Origin of the sequence: Herbaspirillum sp. BH-1, from assembly GCF_002870055.1 — a bacterium.
Taxonomy (GTDB): Bacteria; Pseudomonadota; Gammaproteobacteria; order Burkholderiales; family Burkholderiaceae_D; genus Herbaspirillum; species Herbaspirillum frisingense.
On sequence record NZ_PKOI01000001.1, the window covers coordinates 70,064 to 85,485 of the forward strand.

Below are 15,422 nucleotides of genomic sequence, written 5' to 3' on the forward strand. Positions count from 1 at the left end.
GGCGAGGCTTTGCTAGTTGTTGCCTTCATTGCCGCTGCGCCTTTTTCCATTCAACGAACTCGGAGGGCCGCAAACCATAACGCGCCAGCACGCCTTCATGCAAGCGCTTGAGCTCGTCGATGATCAGCGCTTGCACCTGGGCTTGTTCATGGCCAGGCACCTGCTGTGCTACCGCCTGCTGAATGCTGGCGAGCGGTTCAATCCCTGGATGGGTGACGATCTCGCGTAGGGTCTGCCTGATCAGGTCGCGCCAGGTCAGCCGCAGGGGATCGGGCTCCGCCAGATCCTGCCTGATGGCCAGGTATTCCTGCGTCGAGCGTTCATAGGCCCAGGCATAGAGGTCGCGCAGCAACTCCACCCGGGTCATTTCGTACACCCCAAGCGTGGCACGGCTATATGCCTGCTCGGGGACATCCAGGAAGGTCAGCGGGCATAGATTGGCGCGGAACAGCGGCAGGTTGGCCGCCAGCCGGGAGGTACGCTTGTTGATGTCCGCGAACGGCTGCAGGTAGGGCAGTTGCACCATCATGAAAAAGGACTGTTCGAACGCGTCCGTGATCTGGTCCGCCTTCAGCAGCAAGATGTCCAGCGTGGCTTCGATCTGCTGCGGCGTGGATAGCGGGCGATAGACGCTCTTGCCAATGTCGACGGCATGCTGGCGGATGCGCCCTTCATCGGCCGGGTTGGGCAAGAGGTTTTCCGCCAAGGCGCTGTGCAGGTTGAACAGGGTGTAGCGATTCAGCCCCGCGCTGTCGATGTTCTCGACCAGGAATTCGATGGCCGTCTTGTGGTTCAGGATCATCTGGGTCTCGACGGCCCCCTTGCCACGCGCAGCCTTGCCATGTTCGATGAGCTCGCGCGTATCGAGGCGCGAGTAGGTATTGCCTTCCAGATGACTCGATGCCCATGACAGATCGATCAGCAAGCGGTTCAGGATTGCCCGACTGTAGGTGCCGGCCGGCGCGTCGACGTCCTTGGTCTGGCCCATCTTGTGCAGTTGGCGGCGCAGCGACTCCGACAGGTACCAGGTCTCATTGGGGCGATAGGCCTCCAGAAAATCGTGCTGGTAGCCCACCGGCTTGCGTGCCTGCACAGGCTGATTGATATAAGCCAGGATGTCCTGGCTGTCCGCAGAGAGCGGGATGAAGCCGGGAAAGACATCCTCGCTGCCAGGAAGAACCTCGGCCTCGCCCGACGCGCCGGCGCTGACATAGCGACGCGCCCGGCCTTCGCCGCGAGCCACGATCTGGCCGGCCTCGACCAGCTCGGCAAGGCGCCGCTGCGCTGTTCGCCGCGCGATGTCGGGGTGTTGCCCCAGAATGGCAGCCAGCGTCAATCCGTCGTGCGCACTCTGGATACTGCTCAACAAATCGGTCGAGGAAGACATCGGGGAGGGCCGCCATGGGGCAGAGTTGAGGAGAGATGGCGCGATTATGGCGCGATTTGTGGAATCGCGCCATATTTGCGCCTTTATCGCGCCACATTCCTGCCCGAATCGCGCCATTTTTAGCCGATAAATGGCGCGATTCCGGGGCTTAATACCAATGTCATTTCTTCACCTTTTGCAACTATAATGAGAAGCATTATCAATATAGCCTGTCGCCTGCCTCAGCCGTCGCGATTCCATGTCCACACTCCATCATTCGGGCCAGCCGATCGAGCGGCTCTACACGGAACATTGCGCCTGGCTGCAAGCCTGGCTGCGTAGCCGCCTCGGCAACGCCTGGGATGCGGCTGATTTGGCGCACGACACCTACCTGCGTATCCTCCGGCGTGAAACCGAACCGGATGCCGGCGATGCGCGTCGCTACCTGGTGCAGATCGCCAACGGCCTGATGATTGACCTGTTCCGTCGCCGCAGCATCGAGGCAGCCTATCTTGACGCCCTGGGCAACTTGCCCGCAGGGCAGGTGCCTTGCGAAGAAACCCGCATGCTGGCCATCGAGGCCCTGGTCGAGCTGGATCGCATCCTCCATGCCATGGCACCCAAGGCACGCCAGGCCTTCCTGTTGTGCAAGGTCGATGGCTTGAGCTACCGTGAGGTGGCACAGGTGCTGGCGGTGTCGGTATCCTCGGTGGAAAAGTACATCGCGGCGGCACTCGTGGCCTGCTACACCAGCCTTCACGGCAGTGCCGCCTGATGCGGCCGGAATCCGCCCGGCATCTGGAGGACGAGGCCGCGCTCCAGCCCGATCCCGAAGTCGTGCGCGCAGCCGCCCAGTGGATGGCGCGGCTCTGGTCTGACCAGGCCACCGCCGATGACGCCGCCGCCTGCAGCCACTGGCGTAGCCAGCGCCAGGAACACGAACTGGCATGGCAGCGGATGCAGGCGGTCGGCCAGCGCTTCAGCACCTTGCCCGACGCGGCAGCCGGCCAGGCCTTGAAAGCGGCACCCGAGCAGATGCAGCGGATGCGCCGCAAGAACCTGAAAATCCTCGGCGCCGTGCTGTTGACCGGCGGCCTGGCCGCCGTCCTCCGGCACAGCCAGACCTGGCAGGCCGTATCGGCCGATTACGCCAGCGCGGTGGGGCAGGTGCGCACGGTCCTGCTGCCGGATGGCACGCAGCTGGTGCTCAATACCAATAGCGCGGTGGACGTCCTCTACACGGCCACTGCGCGGCGGGTGATCCTGCATTTCGGCGAAATCATGGTCACTACCGGCCATGAAGACAGGCTGCCATCCCGACCCTTTACCGTGCTCACCCGCGATGGCGAGCTCACGCCGCTGGGAACCCGTTTCGCGGTGCGTCAGTATGAGCACGGCTCCAGCGTGGCCGTGTTCGAGGGAGCGGTGGAAGTGCGCACGCGCCGGGCCGCCGACACCGACGGTGTCACCGCCTTGCGCGTGGATGCCGGCCAGCAGGCCGAGTTCTCCTCGCAGGCCCTCGGAACCGCAGCGCCGCTGGACGGCAATGCCGGCAACTGGGTACGCGGCCTGTTGCAGGCGGAACAGATGCCCCTGGCCGAACTGCTTGCCGAACTGGGCCGCTACCGCCACGGTGTGCTGCGCTGCGCGCCGGAACTGGCGGCCCTCAGGGTCAGCGGCGTGTTTTCTGTCAGCGATACCGACCGTGCCTTGTCCAGCCTCACGCTGGGACTGCCGGTGCAATTGCAGTACCGCACCCGTTACTGGGTCAGCGTCGTCCCCACCCCTGAAAAAAAATAATTGCGCCGTCGATTGAGGTTTTCGCTTCCTGCCACGGAATAGGAAGACATACCCGAAAACACCTCAATCGAAAGGCTGGAAAAGCATGATCAAGGGAGTCAAGTCCGTACGACGGCAGCACGGCAGGCAAGGCAAGCCCAACACTTCGTCCATCGGCATGGGGCCTGGCACTGCCAGCACCACGGTACGCGCGCTGGTCTCCATGAGCCTGGCCGCGGCCCTGGCGGCCACCTGCGGCGAACTGCACGCGCAGGCGGTCGCGCCGACCCAGGTCAAGGTGCAGTTGCCGCCGGCCTCGCTGGACCAGACCTTGAACCGCTTTGCAGCGCTGGCCGGCGTCGAGCTGGCGGTGGACGGCGCGCTCACCGAAGGTCGCCGCAGTCCGGGGTTGCAGGGCAGCTACAGTATCGAACAGGGCTTCGCTGAAATTCTCAAGGGCCAGGGGCTGGTCGCGGTGCGTGGCACCGAGGGCGGCTATGCCTTGCGCAAGGCCGCCAGCGTCGCTCCTGAATCGGGGCAGGCACTACCGGCCGTCACCATCAGCGCCGAGAGCCAGCGCAGCGCCATCACCGACCAGAGCGGCTCCTATACGACGCGGGCATTGAGCATGGGCAAGCTGGAACAGTCCCTGCGCGAAACACCGCAGTCGGTGAGCGTGGTGACGCGCCAGCAGATGGATGACCAGAACCTGGTGCAGCTGGATCAGGTGCTGGCCCAGGCCACCGGCTTTACCCGCACCCAGCGCAATTTCGGTTCGCACACCTTTGTCATTCGCGGTTTCGCCATCAACAACAGCAATTACCTGCAGGATGGCGTGCCGGGCACGGTCTATGATCCGACCGGCTGGCTGCCCATCGACACCGCGATCTACGACCGCGTGGAAATCCTGCGGGGCGCCTCGGGACTGGTGGTCAGCGCGGCCGATCCCAGTGGCGCGGTGAACCTGGTGCGCAAGCGCCCGCGCGCCGAACCGCACTTCGACGTGAACGCCAGCGCCGGCTCCTGGGGCAACTACCGTACCGAAGTCGATGCCGGCGGCCCCATCAATGCCGAGGGAACCTTGCGCGGTCGCGTCGTGGCTGCCTACCAGGACCGTAACTACTTCTACGACGTTACCCATTCCAGCGAACCGCTCCTGTACGGCATGCTGGAAGCCGACCTCTCGCGCGACACCCGGCTTGGCGTAGGCCTACGGCATCAGGAAAACCGCATCGACGGCTACTGGCTGTTCGGCCTGCCCCGTTACGCCGATGGCAGCGCGCTCAATGTATCCCGCTCCACCTCGCTGGTACAGAGGTGGAATCGCAACATCGCTAACGTCACCGAGCTGTTCGCCGATCTTGAGCACCGCTTCGATGCCGACTGGAAGACCCGCCTCACCTTCAGTCATGCCGAGAGCAGCCTGGATCAGCGCGCCGCGCTGCCGCGTGGTACGGTCGATCCGGTCACGCAGAGTGGATCGCGCTTCTACAGTCTCTACTACAAGCAGATGGGCATTGTCAGTGATGGCGTCGATGCCAACCTCACCGGCCAGTTCAGGCTGCTGGGCGGAGCGCACCAGTTGATGGTGGGCGCCAGCGCGGTGCGTATGCGCTATCGCAACAGTACGGCCAGCATCAGCGCCAATTCCCGCATCGACATCAACCACCCCAATCCCGATGCCATCGCCGAACCCGCCGCCACGCCGGCCTGGAGTTCGGATTCGGATGTACGTGACGAACGCTACGGCGTCTATGGCAGCACCCGCCTGCAACTGGTCGAACCCTTTCACCTGCTGCTGGGCGGGCGTTTCAGCTGGCTCAAGTACCAGGAAAAGAGCCGCCTGACCGGCCTCAATACCAGCGACTACAAACAGGTCGGGCAATTCACGCCCTATGCCGGCGTGGTCTATGATCTCAATCGCCAGTGGTCGGTCTATGCCAGCTACACCGATACCTTCCAGCCGCAGTCTGCCTACCAGACCGCCTCCGGCACCACCCTCAAGCCTGCCATCGGCAGCAATACCGAACTGGGGATCAAGGGCGAACTCATGGACGGACGCCTGAATTTCTCCGCAGCCGTCTTCCGCATCCGCAAGAACAACATCGCCGTCATCGACACCGCCAACCTGGGCAACTGCCCCAACTCGCTGGCCTCGACCGATTGCTACCTCAATGCCAGCACCTATCGCAGCAAGGGATTCGAGACCGAGATCAGTGGCGAGCTGGCACGCGGCTGGAACGTGGCGGCCGGGTATACCTACCTGGTCACCCGTGACGATGAGGGCAAGAGCATCAGCGGTGAAAGCCCGCGCCATCTGCTGCGCCTGTCCACCAACTACCGCCTGCCTGGCGAGCTCAATGCCTGGACCATCGGCGGTGCGGTCTCGGCGCAGACCGGCTATGCCTTCGCCTCGGACGAGGACCCCAGTACCACTACCAGCGAAGGCGGTCGTGCGGTCTGGGATATCAATACCTCCTACCGCATCGACAAGCACTGGAGCGCTGCCCTGGCCGTGACCAACCTGTTCGACAAGCGCTACTACGGCATGGTCGGCGGACTGTCGCGTGGCAATTACTACGGCGAACCGCGTGCACTTACACTGAGCCTGCGCGGCAGTTTCTGAAGGGGACGGGCTTGTCCGGCGCGCACAAGGCGTTCCCTGCGGGGAGCACCGAAACCTTCCGGCAGCGCATGGACTGGCTGCATCTCTGGGGTGGCCTGATCGCTGGCTGGCTGCTGTTCGTCATCTTCGTGGCGGGCTCCCTGAGCGTGTTTCGCGCTCCCGTCACGCGCTGGATGCAGGCCAGCCCGGTCCTCCTGCAGGAGCAGGGCGAGACGCCGGTGGCGAACGTGGTCAGCGATGCTGCCCTCGATGCGCTGCTGGTGCAGTTGCATGCCCGGGCGCCAGCGGCCAAGAGCTGGAGCCTGACACTGCCGGCGCTGCCCGGCGATGCTGTGGAGTTGTCCTGGCGCGATGCCGACCGGCGTACCCACCAGCTCGCAGCCGATCCCGGCGACGGCAGCCTGTTGCCCGGCGCCTGGGGCCGCCGGACCGAAGGCGGACGTCATTTCATGCTGCTGCATTACATGCTGCACGCAGGGATGGCCGGCTTCTGGCTGGTCGGGGCGGTGGCCATGGCCGGCCTGGCTGCGCTGGTATCGGGCATCGTGGTCCACAAACGCATCTTCAAGGACTTCTTCACCTTCCGCCCCGGCAAGGGGCAGCGCTCCTGGCTGGACGCGCACAACGTCAGCGGCGTCCTGAGCCTGCCCTTCGTGGTCATGATCATCTACACCGGCCTGGCCTACTTCTATTCCAGCTACCTGCCCTTGCCGCTGCGCGCCAGCTATGGCACCGGTGACGCTGCCTACCAGCAGATGATCGCCGAACTCCATGGCGATGCCCGTGCCACGCCGCTACTGCTACCCTCGATAGGCGCCGGTGGGCTGGAAGCGATGGCGCAGCTCAGGCGCCAGGCGCTGGCGCTGACAGGTGACGAGGTGCGGCGCATCTTCATTCAAAGCCCTGGCCTGCCCGACATGGTAGTGCGCATGATGGGCAGGTCCCCCGATGAACTCGGTGGCAGCAGCATCCATCGCCAATCGGCGTTGATGGTGTACGAGCAGGCCAGCAAGAGCGTCGTCGAACTCGCCCGAGCCGGTCCGCCACCGCATTTCACCAGCGCGGCGGTGCATCCGCTGCTGGAGCAATTGCATGTGGCCGCCTTTGGCGGCTGGGCCATGAAGTGGCTCTATTTCCTGATCGGTCTGATCGGCAGTTCCGTCATCGCGACCGGCCTGCATCTGTTCATCGTCAAGCGCCGGCTCAAGAGCCAGCATGAATTCGGCGCTGCCACACCCCGGGTATATCGCGCCATCGAGGTGCTCAACATCACGGCCATCGCCGGCAGTTGCGTGGCCAGCATCGGCTTCCTGTATGCCAACCGCCTGATCGCGGCACAGTTTGCGCAACGCGCCGATCTGGAAATCCGCGCCTACTTCATCCTCTGGCTGGCATGCCTGGTGCATGCGGCCGTGCGCACGCCAGCGCGCGCCTGGCGCGAGCAGGCCGCCACACTCGCCTTGCTGTGCATGGGCCTGCCGTTGGTGAACTGGGCCAGCACCGGCCAGCATCTGCTGATCTATCTGCGTGCGGGGGACTGGCAACGCGCCGGGGTCGAACTGGTGGCACTGGTCATTGGCGTGATGGCGCTGCTGGCCATGCGGAAGTTGGGACGGGGGCGGACCGCATGAAGACCACCGGTTCACGTAGCGGTCGCGAGTTGCTCCTGCGCCTGCTGGTGGCGGCCCTGGGCGGCTACGCCTGGGCCGCGCTGGCAGCCGTGACCCTGTCGTGGGGATTGCCCTGGTGTTGCGGCTGGTCGCGCGCGCAGGGCGTGTTGACCGGGTCCCTGTCGAGCGTGGTGTTCTACCTGCTCGCGGTGGTCTGGGCTTTCAGTACCCACCGCTTGCACCTGGCGCTGTTGATCAGCGCGCTCCTGTGGGGTGTCATGCTGGGCTGGGTCAACTGAAGCGAGTCGCCGAGCGCCGCCGATGGCGGCACTTCGTTTGAGCGCATTCGTGACCAGCCCACGCCCCGCTCAGAAGGTCGCCCAATCCTCCTCTTTCGCCGCCTGCGCGGCACTCTGATGGTTCAGGCGCCGGGGCGCGGCGTGGCCCACCGCCTGGCTGGCAGTGGTGGTTTTGATGGCTGTAATGGCCGGCGGTGCTGCCGGGCGCGGCGCATCCTGGTAGCCGATAGCGTTCTGTCCCAGGTTGAAGATGCTCACGATCTGGGCCAGGGCATCGGCCTGGTCCTGCAGCGCGCGCGAGGCGGCAGCGGCTTCTTCCACCAGCGAGGCATTCTGCTGGGTCACATCGTCCATCTGCATGATGGCCTGGTTGATCTGCTCGATGCCGGCGGTCTGCTCCACGCTGGCCGCCGAGATCTCGCCGATGATGGACGTCACCTTGCGCGAATTCTCCACGATGCCGCTCATGGTAGTGCCGGCCTGATCGGCCAGGCGCGCGCCGACGCTGACTTTTTCCACCGAGTCTTCGATGAGCGCCTTGATCTCCTTGGCGGCTGCGGCCGAACGCTGCGCCAGATTGCGCACTTCGCTGGCGACCACCGCGAAACCGCGTCCCTGTTCGCCGGCCCGCGCCGCTTCGACGGCGGCGTTGAGGGCCAGGATGTTGGTCTGGAAGGCGATGCCGTCGATCACGCTGATGATGTCCACCACCTTGCGCGAGGAGTCATTGATGGCGCTCATGGTATCGACCACCTTGGCCACCACCTCGCCGCCTTCCAGTGCGACGGTGGAGGCGGTGGAGGCCATCTGCTTGGCGTCTTGCGCATTGTTGGCGTTGTGCTTGACGGTGGAAGTCAGTTCTTCCATCGAGGACGCCGTTTCCTCCAGGGCGCTGGCCTGCTGCTCGGTACGTGCCGACAGGTCCAGGTTGCCGGTGGCGATCTGGCGCGAGCCGGTGGCGATGCTTTCGCTGCTGGTGCGCACCGTCTGCACCACCTTGCGCAAGGACGCCTGCATCATGTGCATGGCATTGACCACGCTGCCCTGGGCCGCATGGCTGGTATCGATATGGGTGCTCAGGTCGCCCGAGGCGATGGCGTCGGCGGCGGCGGCCACATCGCGTGGTTCACCGCCGAGCTGGCGCGTCAGGTTGCGCGAGATGAACAGGCCCAGCGCCACGCCGAACAGCACGCCGCCGCAGGTCAGCACGATCAGCAGGCTGCGGATGTGGGCATAGATGAGGTCGGTCTCGTCGTTGAGCTTGTCGGCATTGTCCTTCTTGACCTCCATCATCTGCACCATCATCTTCTCGGCCTCGTTGGCCAGCGGACGCACGGTGGAGAACAACTGGCTGGTGGACTGGCGGCCATCGGCCAGGGATTCCTTGCGCAGCACCTCGGCCGTGGCGGTGATGGCACCCCGATAGGCCTCGAAGGCCTGCCTGGCCTTGCCCACCAGGGCCAGGCCTTCGGGCGTGCTGAAGCGCTGTTCGGCTGCGCTCAATGCCTTGTCGGTATTGTCCAGGCGCTTGGCGAGTTCATCCAGGCTGTTCGCACGTTCTTCGGCAGTCTCGGCCAGCATGGCGCTGCGGATGGCGCGATTGGACGAGCTCAGGTCCAGCGTGGCCTGGGCAGAATGGCGCAAGCCAACCACCTGCTTCTCGTACATCTCGGTGGCCAGGTCATTGATCTGCCCGGCCTTGAGGATGCCGATGGTACCGATGATGGCGCCGATCGTGGCCACGGCCAAGAAACCACCGAGGAGTTTGTGGCTGACTTTCAGATTGGTGAACCAGTTCATTGCTGCCCCTTATTTCAAATTGAGTTGCATGACATCGCAGTCGGTCGCGTGCATGTGGTCTGGGCCAGGTTGCGTAGGTGCGTGGGAACCTGCCAATCGCTGTGGAGGACAGGAGATCGGACTTGCCTCGGCCAGAGGGGTAGGGAGGTACTGCGGGTGATGAGCGGGAATTTCCAGGCCAGGCGTGATCCGAGATTCACCGTCGACGTGCGATCCTTGGTTCTTCTCGTGTCTGGCCAGCGGACTGTATTACAGATGAGCATCCCTGTTTAGTCCCATGCAGCCTGAAAAACTGTTTGTAAAAACCGTGGAATGCAGGGCCGTGAGGCCCGCTTCAGTTGGTCCATGAATGCATTCCGGTGCGCCTGCCGGGTTGGCGCAATGGCTCGCCTCCCCGCACTCGACCGGCCGAAGCGGCCGGGAGCAAGGATTGCCGTGACTTCGTAGCGGCACGGCACGCTGCCGTATCCGTGTGGAAACTATCAAGTTAAATTAACTATTTGTTTAATTTTTGCGCCCTAATCAATCCCCCCCTCCTGTATTACATTCCGCAGTTGATGCAGCTTTGCTGCCGAGCTGGTCGATCCGCCATCCGGATCGCGTGCTGCCGACGCAATCCTGTCGGCCTTGATGCCGTCTTGTCACCCGAGCCGGCCCAGGCGATGTCCTGGTCCTTGTACGGCCTGCCTTTTCCACCGGCAATATGGCCGACTCACATCTAGAGAAGAATTGCTATTCCGTACAATCCGTCATTTAAGGGAATAAGTTCATCCATATCATGTTGCGATAGAAAAAACTCGCATTGCGCCGCAACCGGATTCGGGCGCGGTCGCATCAGCATAGTGAATCAATGAGAAAACTTGGAATAGACGATCTCGCGCGAATGGCCACGTTTGCGCGCGTGGTGGAACTGGGTGCTTTTTCGCGCGCCGCCAAAGCCCTGGGCCTGACCACCTCTTCGGTCAGCCAGCATGTCAGGATGCTTGAGTTGTCATTGCAGGCGACGCTGCTCAATCGCTCCACCCGCAAGCTCAGTCTGACCGAAGCGGGTACGCTGTTCTACAAGCACTGCGCGCACATCGTCACCGCCGCCAGCGAAGCCGAGCAAAGTGTTGCGGTACTGAACAACGAGATGGTGGGAGAGTTGCGCATCGCCGTATCGAGTTTCATGTCCACCCGATACCTGATTCCGGCGCTGCATGATTTCATCAAGCACAATCCCAAGATCAAGTTGCGCTTCGAAGTGGCCGATCACAACATCGACCTGATCGATCACCGCATCGATCTGGCACTGCGTGCAGGTCGCAATCGCCAGCCGGGCGACATCTTCCTCGGACGCTTCGCCGACGTCCTGTGCGCCTCGCCGGAATACCTTGAGAGCCGGCCACCCATCCACTCGCCGGTGGATCTGTTGCAGCATGATTTCCTGCTCTTCAATCCCCATGGCGAACCTTGTTTCCTGGAATTTTCCAACGAGGCCTCAGGCACCGTGCGCGTGCGCCTGCAACCGCGCATCAGCGCCAATCATGCCCGCTCCCTGCGCTTTCTGGCGCTCGATGGTCACGGCATTGCGCGCCTGCTGCACAACAAGATCGACGAGGATCTCCAGAGCGGACGACTGCGCCAGGTGCTCCCGCAATGGTCGCTGGGCGGTTTCGACATCTTTGTGACCGTGCGTCATCGCGACAACATGCCGGCCAAGGTGCGGCAGTGCCTGGATCATATCGAGCATTACTTTGCATCGATCCTCCCGCTGCACGCCATGCCCGTCTGTGCTGCGGCTTCTGGCTGAGTCTGTATGGCTGCGACAATTTGTCGCGGGCGTGCTTGCGCCAGCGGAGTAAGCTATTGACCCTGCCTCATCCACAGGCATTGCTTCTTTCGCTCAGTCATTCAGTCTTCCAGTCATCTCCAGCCAGACCCACAACATGAAAAAACTCCGCCATCTCCTCCCCCTGGCCCTGCTGGCCAGCCTCGCCTTCACCTCATCGGCCTGGGCACATGCCCATCTCAAGTCTGCGGCACCCGCCGACCAGGCGGTGGTAGCCGCTGCGGCCGCTCCTGCCGATCTGATGCTGGTGTTTACCGAAGGCCTGAACCTGAACTTCAGCGGCCTCAAGCTGCTGGGCCCTGATCAACAGGAAATCAAGCTGGGCCAGGCCATGCTGATGGACCAGGGCAAGTCGCTGATGGTCTCGGTGCCGTCGCATCTGGGCGCAGGCAAGTACACCGTGCAATGGCATGTGCTCTCGGTTGACGGTCACAAGACCGAGGGAAGCTACCACTTCACCGTCGCCCCTTGAGTGGCGCGGTAGCGCTGCTGGGGCTGTGCCGCCTGCTGCTGGACGGCGCCGCGCTGTTGCTGTGGGGAATGACGCTGATGCTGCTGGTGCTGGTGCCGCAGCCCTTGCGCGATGCATTGTGGCAGCGTCTGGCGCTGTGCCGCCGTGTCCTCTGCACCCTGATCCTGCTGGCCGTGGTCGGCACCTTGCCGCTGCAGGCGGCGATCCTGGGCGAGGGCTGGCCTGACGCACTGCGAATGCAGATGCTGGCGGCGGTCGCCAATGGCACCTCGATCGGTACGGCATGGTGGTGCCAGCTGAGTGCGCTGGTCCTGCTGCTGGCGGCCGGTCTGTTCCGGATCACCCTGGCCCAGCGCGCCAGCCTGCTGGCCAGTGCCATTCTCCTGGCGGGACTCTCCCTGACCGGCCACGCAGCCATGCACCAGGGCTGGCCCGGCTTGCTTCACCAGGCCAACGACGTGCTGCATGTCTGGGCGGTGGGCGCCTGGGGCGGCGCCTTGCCGGTGGTGCTGCTGGTATTGCCGCGCCTGCAGCGTGGCGGGCCGGCGGCCGAGACAGCACAGGCGGTGACCATCCTGCGCCGCTTTTCCACCGCCGGGCATGGCGTGGTCGCGCTGGTGTGGTTGACCGGCCTGGTCAATAGCTGTTTCATCCTCGGCGGCTTGCCGCTGGACTGGTCGTTTGCCTACCAGCGCCTGCTGGCACTGAAGTGCGTGCTGGTGGGCGCGATGGTGCTGGTGGCACTCTTCAACCGCTATGGACTGGTGCCGGCACTACGCCGCCAACCGCGCGCCTTGGCGCTGCTGGCACGCCTGACCTGGCTGGAGATCCTGCTGTCGCTGCTGGTCATGGCACTGCTGGCCTGGCTGGGGATGCTGCAGCCGGACTGAGGCTGCAGCCAGAGCCGGTCTCAATCGTGCAGGCGACCCAGGAACTGGCGACAGCGTTCGCTGGCCTGGGCGCCGAAGAAGTGTTCCGGCGTCGTATCTTCCAGCACATGCCCGCCCTCCATGAAGACGATGCGATCAGCCACGTCCCGGGCAAAGCGGGTTTCATGCGTGACCACCAGCATGGTCATGCCTTCCTTGGCCAGTTCACGCATGACGTTGAGCACATCGTCGCGCAACTCAGGGTCCAGTGCCGAGGTCGGTTCGTCGAACAGGATCACTTCGGGCTCCATGGCCAGGGCGCGTGCGATCGCCACGCGCTGTTTCTGGCCTCCGGAGAGCTTGCCGGGATAGGCATCGGCCTTCTCCGCCAGTCCCACCTTGCCCAGCAGCGCCAGGCCGCGTCGCCTTGCCTCTTCGCGGGCCACGCCCTTGACCGAGACCAGCCCCTCGATCACGTTCTGCAAGGCCGTCATGTGAGGAAACAGGTTGAAGGACTGGAACACCATCGCCGTCTGCTGGCGGATCTGCAGGGTCTTGCGACGGCGCTCGCGTGGTGGCAGTGCCGCCGGTTCGGCCAGCTCCACGCCGCAGATCTCGATACTGCCGCGATCGGGCAGTTCCAGCAGGTTCAGCGAACGGATGAAGGTGGTCTTGCCGGACCCGGACGGCCCCATGATGACCACCACCTCGCCGCGCGCGACTTCCAGGTTGACGTTGCGCAGCACCTGATTGGTGCCGAAGGCCTTGGCCAGTCCGCGCACGCGGACGGTACATTGTGCGGCTTGGTTCATTGATAGCGCCTCGACAGTGTCTCTTCCAGCCAGGTCTGCAGCAGGGTGAGCAGTTGATTGATGATCCAGTAGATGGTCCCGACGATGATGAACATGTCCATGTAGCGGAAGGTGGTTGCACCCAGCTGGTCGGCTACGCGGGTCAGTTCCACCACCGTGACGGTGGAGGCCAGCGAGGTGTCCTTCATCAGCGCGATCAGGCGGCTTCCCAGCGGCGGGATGGCGATGCGCAAGCCCTGCGGCAGGATCACCCGCAGCAAGGTCTTCCAGTACCCCATGCCCATGGACCAGGCGGCTTCCCACTGGCCACGGTCCACCGCATTGATGCCCGAGCGGAAGTTCTCGCTCAGATAGGCGGCCGAGAACAGCGTGAGCGCCAACAAGGCGGCCGGGATCGGGTCGATGGTGATGCCGTAGTTGGGCAGGCCGAAGTAGATCAGCAGAATCTGGATCAGCAGCGGCGTGCCGCGAAATATCGAGACATAGGCAAAGGCCAGCCAGCGCAGCGGCCGCCAGTCGGAAATGCGGGCCAGGGCGATCAGCATGCCCAATGCCGAGCCCAGCAGGAATGAACCGAGCCCCAGGCCCAGCGTGACCAGCACTGCCTTTTCCAGCAGCGGCAGCGCCCTCAGGAACAAATCAACCATACTCCTCCTCCCTGCGATGGCGGACATCGCCTCCGATGTCGCCCTCGTTTTTGTCAGTCATGAATCGATCAGCCCGGTGTCTGTGCTTGTGCATACGCGGCCAGCGCCCGGTCGAGATCGGCGATCAGCAATGTGCTGTCTTCCAGTCCGATCGACAGCCGTACCACCGGCTGATCGGTTGCCGGGAAGGCGCGATTGGCCTGCAGTGCGGCCGGATAGTAGGCCGCCAGGCTATGCACGCCACCCCAGCTGGCGCCGATGACGAAGTGCTGCAAGCTGTCGAAGAAGCTGTTGAAGGCCTGCTCAGGCCCCGGTTTGAGGATCATCGAGAACAGGCAGCCATGGGTCCGGTAGTCGCGTTTCCAGAGTGCGTGGCCCGGGTCGGACTCCAGCGGCGGATACATCATGCGCTCTACCATCGGATGCTGTGCCAGATGGCGCGCCACCTGCAGGGTGGCACTGCCTTGCGCGGCCACCCGCAGCTTCAGGGTTTCCAGTCCACGCAGTACCAGGAAGCAATCTTCCGGGCTGACCTGCTGGCCCAGGATGCTCTGGGTTTCGCGCAGGATGTCATAGTGGGCATGATCATTCATGCTGATGCAGCCCATGAGCACATCGGAATGTCCGCCAAGGAACTTGGTGGCCGCCTGGATGCTGAAGTCCACCCCATGGTCGAGACCGGCAAAGCCAAGAGGACTGGCCCAGGTATTGTCGAGCATGGTCAGCACGCCGCGTTGACGGGCCACCGCAGTGATGGCCGGGATGTCCTGCATTTCCATGGTCACGGTGCCGGGGGCCTCCATGCAGATCATGCGGGTATTGTCCTTGATCAGCGCTTCGATGTCGGCGCCCATGTCGGGACGATACAGCTCGACCTCCACGCCCATCCGCGCCAGCCATTTCTCGGCGAAGCTCTTGAGCGCGCCGTAGCAGGCCGCCGAGACCAGCAGGTGGTCACCGCCCCGTACGAAGCCCATGACGGTCGTCATCAATGCCGCTGCCCCGGAGGGGGCGATGACGCAGTGGCGGCCATTCTCCAGTTGCGCCACTTTCTGTTCCAGCAGGCGGGCGGTGGGAGTCCCGGTCACGCCATAGCTGAAACCGTCGGGTTGGCGCTGCTTGCGCTGGACGAAATCCTCGAAATTGTCGAAGACCACGGTGGAGGCGCGCATCACCGCAGGAGACAGGCTGGCGAAGGCTTCTTGCTGGGAGGTCGGAGTGTTCGTGCTCATGCGATTATTTTGTTAATGTAAAAAAGACGGTCTCAGTATCCGCAAGCCGGAAGGGACCAGCAACAGCAGGCGCCACTAA

At 63.7% G+C, this 15,422-nt stretch carries 13 protein-coding genes; 8 read left to right on the forward strand and 5 right to left on the reverse strand.

The window, feature by feature from the left end; translation table 11 throughout:
* Positions 1-25: 25 nt before the first annotated feature.
* The gene (locus tag HBH1_RS00415) at positions 26-1,387 is read right to left on the reverse strand and encodes a Fic family protein (protein WP_102661158.1); all 1,362 of its coding nucleotides are present in this window, start codon (positions 1,385-1,387) and stop codon (positions 26-28) included.
* 238 nt (positions 1,388-1,625) lie between these two features.
* On the opposite strand from HBH1_RS00415, the gene HBH1_RS00420 reads away from it, so the two are divergent.
* The 5 genes from HBH1_RS00420 to HBH1_RS00440 all read left to right on the forward strand — a co-directional run bounded on the left by HBH1_RS00420 (position 1,626) and on the right by HBH1_RS00440 (position 7,680).
* Entirely contained in the window at positions 1,626-2,141 is a 516-nt protein-coding gene (locus tag HBH1_RS00420; RefSeq protein WP_102661159.1) for a sigma-70 family RNA polymerase sigma factor, read from the forward strand.
* Positions 2,141-3,166, forward strand: coding sequence for a FecR domain-containing protein (locus tag HBH1_RS00425; RefSeq protein ID WP_102661160.1), 1,026 nt, complete (start codon positions 2,141-2,143; stop codon positions 3,164-3,166). The genes HBH1_RS00420 and HBH1_RS00425 overlap by 1 nt, the downstream gene beginning before the upstream one ends.
* Before the next feature lie 85 nt (positions 3,167-3,251).
* Positions 3,252-5,771, forward strand: a complete 2,520-nt coding sequence (locus HBH1_RS00430) for a TonB-dependent siderophore receptor (RefSeq protein WP_233207476.1) — start codon at positions 3,252-3,254, stop codon at positions 5,769-5,771.
* A 68-nt stretch (positions 5,772-5,839) separates the two neighbouring features.
* Positions 5,840-7,402 (forward strand): PepSY-associated TM helix domain-containing protein, encoded by a 1,563-nt coding sequence (locus tag HBH1_RS00435; protein WP_102661544.1) that lies wholly within the window; start codon positions 5,840-5,842, stop codon positions 7,400-7,402.
* Positions 7,399-7,680 carry a DUF3649 domain-containing protein gene (locus tag HBH1_RS00440; protein ID WP_102661161.1) on the forward strand — a complete coding sequence of 94 codons (282 nt, stop codon included), beginning with the start codon at positions 7,399-7,401 and terminating at the stop codon, positions 7,678-7,680. The genes HBH1_RS00435 and HBH1_RS00440 overlap by 4 nt, the downstream gene beginning before the upstream one ends.
* 69 nt (positions 7,681-7,749) lie before the next feature.
* Here the strand turns inward: HBH1_RS00440 and HBH1_RS00445 are convergent, their stop codons facing one another.
* The gene (locus tag HBH1_RS00445; protein ID WP_102661162.1) at positions 7,750-9,480 is read right to left on the reverse strand and encodes a methyl-accepting chemotaxis protein; all 1,731 of its coding nucleotides are present in this window, start codon (positions 9,478-9,480) and stop codon (positions 7,750-7,752) included.
* Positions 9,481-10,363: 883 nt separating this feature from the next.
* On the opposite strand from HBH1_RS00445, the gene HBH1_RS00450 reads away from it, so the two are divergent.
* From HBH1_RS00450 to copD, 3 genes are all read left to right on the forward strand, one after another.
* The gene (locus HBH1_RS00450; protein WP_102661163.1) at positions 10,364-11,272 is read left to right on the forward strand and encodes a LysR family transcriptional regulator; all 909 of its coding nucleotides are present in this window, start codon (positions 10,364-10,366) and stop codon (positions 11,270-11,272) included.
* A 136-nt stretch (positions 11,273-11,408) separates the two neighbouring features.
* A complete protein-coding gene (copC, locus tag HBH1_RS00455; protein WP_102661164.1) occupies positions 11,409-11,783 on the forward strand; it encodes a copper homeostasis periplasmic binding protein CopC in 375 nt (124 codons plus the stop codon).
* Positions 11,780-12,673 carry a copper homeostasis membrane protein CopD gene (gene copD, locus HBH1_RS00460; RefSeq protein WP_102661165.1) on the forward strand — a complete coding sequence of 298 codons (894 nt, stop codon included), beginning with the start codon at positions 11,780-11,782 and terminating at the stop codon, positions 12,671-12,673. Before copC ends, copD begins: the two co-directional genes overlap by 4 nt.
* A 20-nt stretch (positions 12,674-12,693) precedes the next feature.
* On the opposite strand, the gene HBH1_RS00465 is transcribed toward copD, so the two are convergent.
* From HBH1_RS00465 to HBH1_RS00475, 3 genes are all read right to left on the reverse strand, one after another.
* Positions 12,694-13,464 carry an amino acid ABC transporter ATP-binding protein gene (locus HBH1_RS00465; protein ID WP_102661166.1) on the reverse strand — a complete coding sequence of 257 codons (771 nt, stop codon included), beginning with the start codon at positions 13,462-13,464 and terminating at the stop codon, positions 12,694-12,696.
* On the reverse strand, positions 13,461-14,111 hold the full coding sequence (locus HBH1_RS00470; RefSeq protein ID WP_077237688.1) for an amino acid ABC transporter permease: 651 nt from the start codon (positions 14,109-14,111) through the stop codon (positions 13,461-13,463). The genes HBH1_RS00465 and HBH1_RS00470 overlap by 4 nt, the downstream gene beginning before the upstream one ends.
* Before the next feature lie 68 nt (positions 14,112-14,179).
* Complete coding sequence (locus tag HBH1_RS00475) at positions 14,180-15,343, reverse strand: trans-sulfuration enzyme family protein (RefSeq protein WP_102661167.1); 1,164 nt, start codon at positions 15,341-15,343, stop codon at positions 14,180-14,182.
* Between the last annotated feature and the right edge of the window lie 79 nt (positions 15,344-15,422).

Excerpts from the sequence above, each read along its gene's own strand:
- HBH1_RS00450 (WP_102661163.1), top strand. The coding sequence starts at position 10,364 with ATGGCCACGTTTGCGCGCGTGGTGGAACTGGGTGCTTTTTCGCGCGCC.
- HBH1_RS00445 (WP_102661162.1), bottom strand. The coding sequence starts at position 9,480 with ATGAACTGGTTCACCAATCTGAAAGTCAGCCACAAACTCCTCGGTGGT.
- copC (WP_102661164.1), top strand. The coding sequence starts at position 11,409 with ATGAAAAAACTCCGCCATCTCCTCCCCCTGGCCCTGCTGGCCAGCCTC.
- HBH1_RS00415 (WP_102661158.1), bottom strand. The coding sequence starts at position 1,387 with ATGTCTTCCTCGACCGATTTGTTGAGCAGTATCCAGAGTGCGCACGAC.
- HBH1_RS00465 (WP_102661166.1), bottom strand. The coding sequence starts at position 13,464 with ATGAACCAAGCCGCACAATGTACCGTCCGCGTGCGCGGACTGGCCAAG.
- HBH1_RS00475 (WP_102661167.1), bottom strand. The coding sequence starts at position 15,343 with ATGAGCACGAACACTCCGACCTCCCAGCAAGAAGCCTTCGCCAGCCTG.
- HBH1_RS00470 (WP_077237688.1), bottom strand. The coding sequence starts at position 14,111 with ATGGTTGATTTGTTCCTGAGGGCGCTGCCGCTGCTGGAAAAGGCAGTG.
- HBH1_RS00420 (WP_102661159.1), top strand. The coding sequence starts at position 1,626 with ATGTCCACACTCCATCATTCGGGCCAGCCGATCGAGCGGCTCTACACG.
- HBH1_RS00440 (WP_102661161.1), top strand. The coding sequence starts at position 7,399 with ATGAAGACCACCGGTTCACGTAGCGGTCGCGAGTTGCTCCTGCGCCTG.
- HBH1_RS00435 (WP_102661544.1), top strand. The coding sequence starts at position 5,840 with ATGGACTGGCTGCATCTCTGGGGTGGCCTGATCGCTGGCTGGCTGCTG.
- HBH1_RS00425 (WP_102661160.1), top strand. The coding sequence starts at position 2,141 with ATGCGGCCGGAATCCGCCCGGCATCTGGAGGACGAGGCCGCGCTCCAG.
- HBH1_RS00430 (WP_233207476.1), top strand. The coding sequence starts at position 3,252 with ATGATCAAGGGAGTCAAGTCCGTACGACGGCAGCACGGCAGGCAAGGC.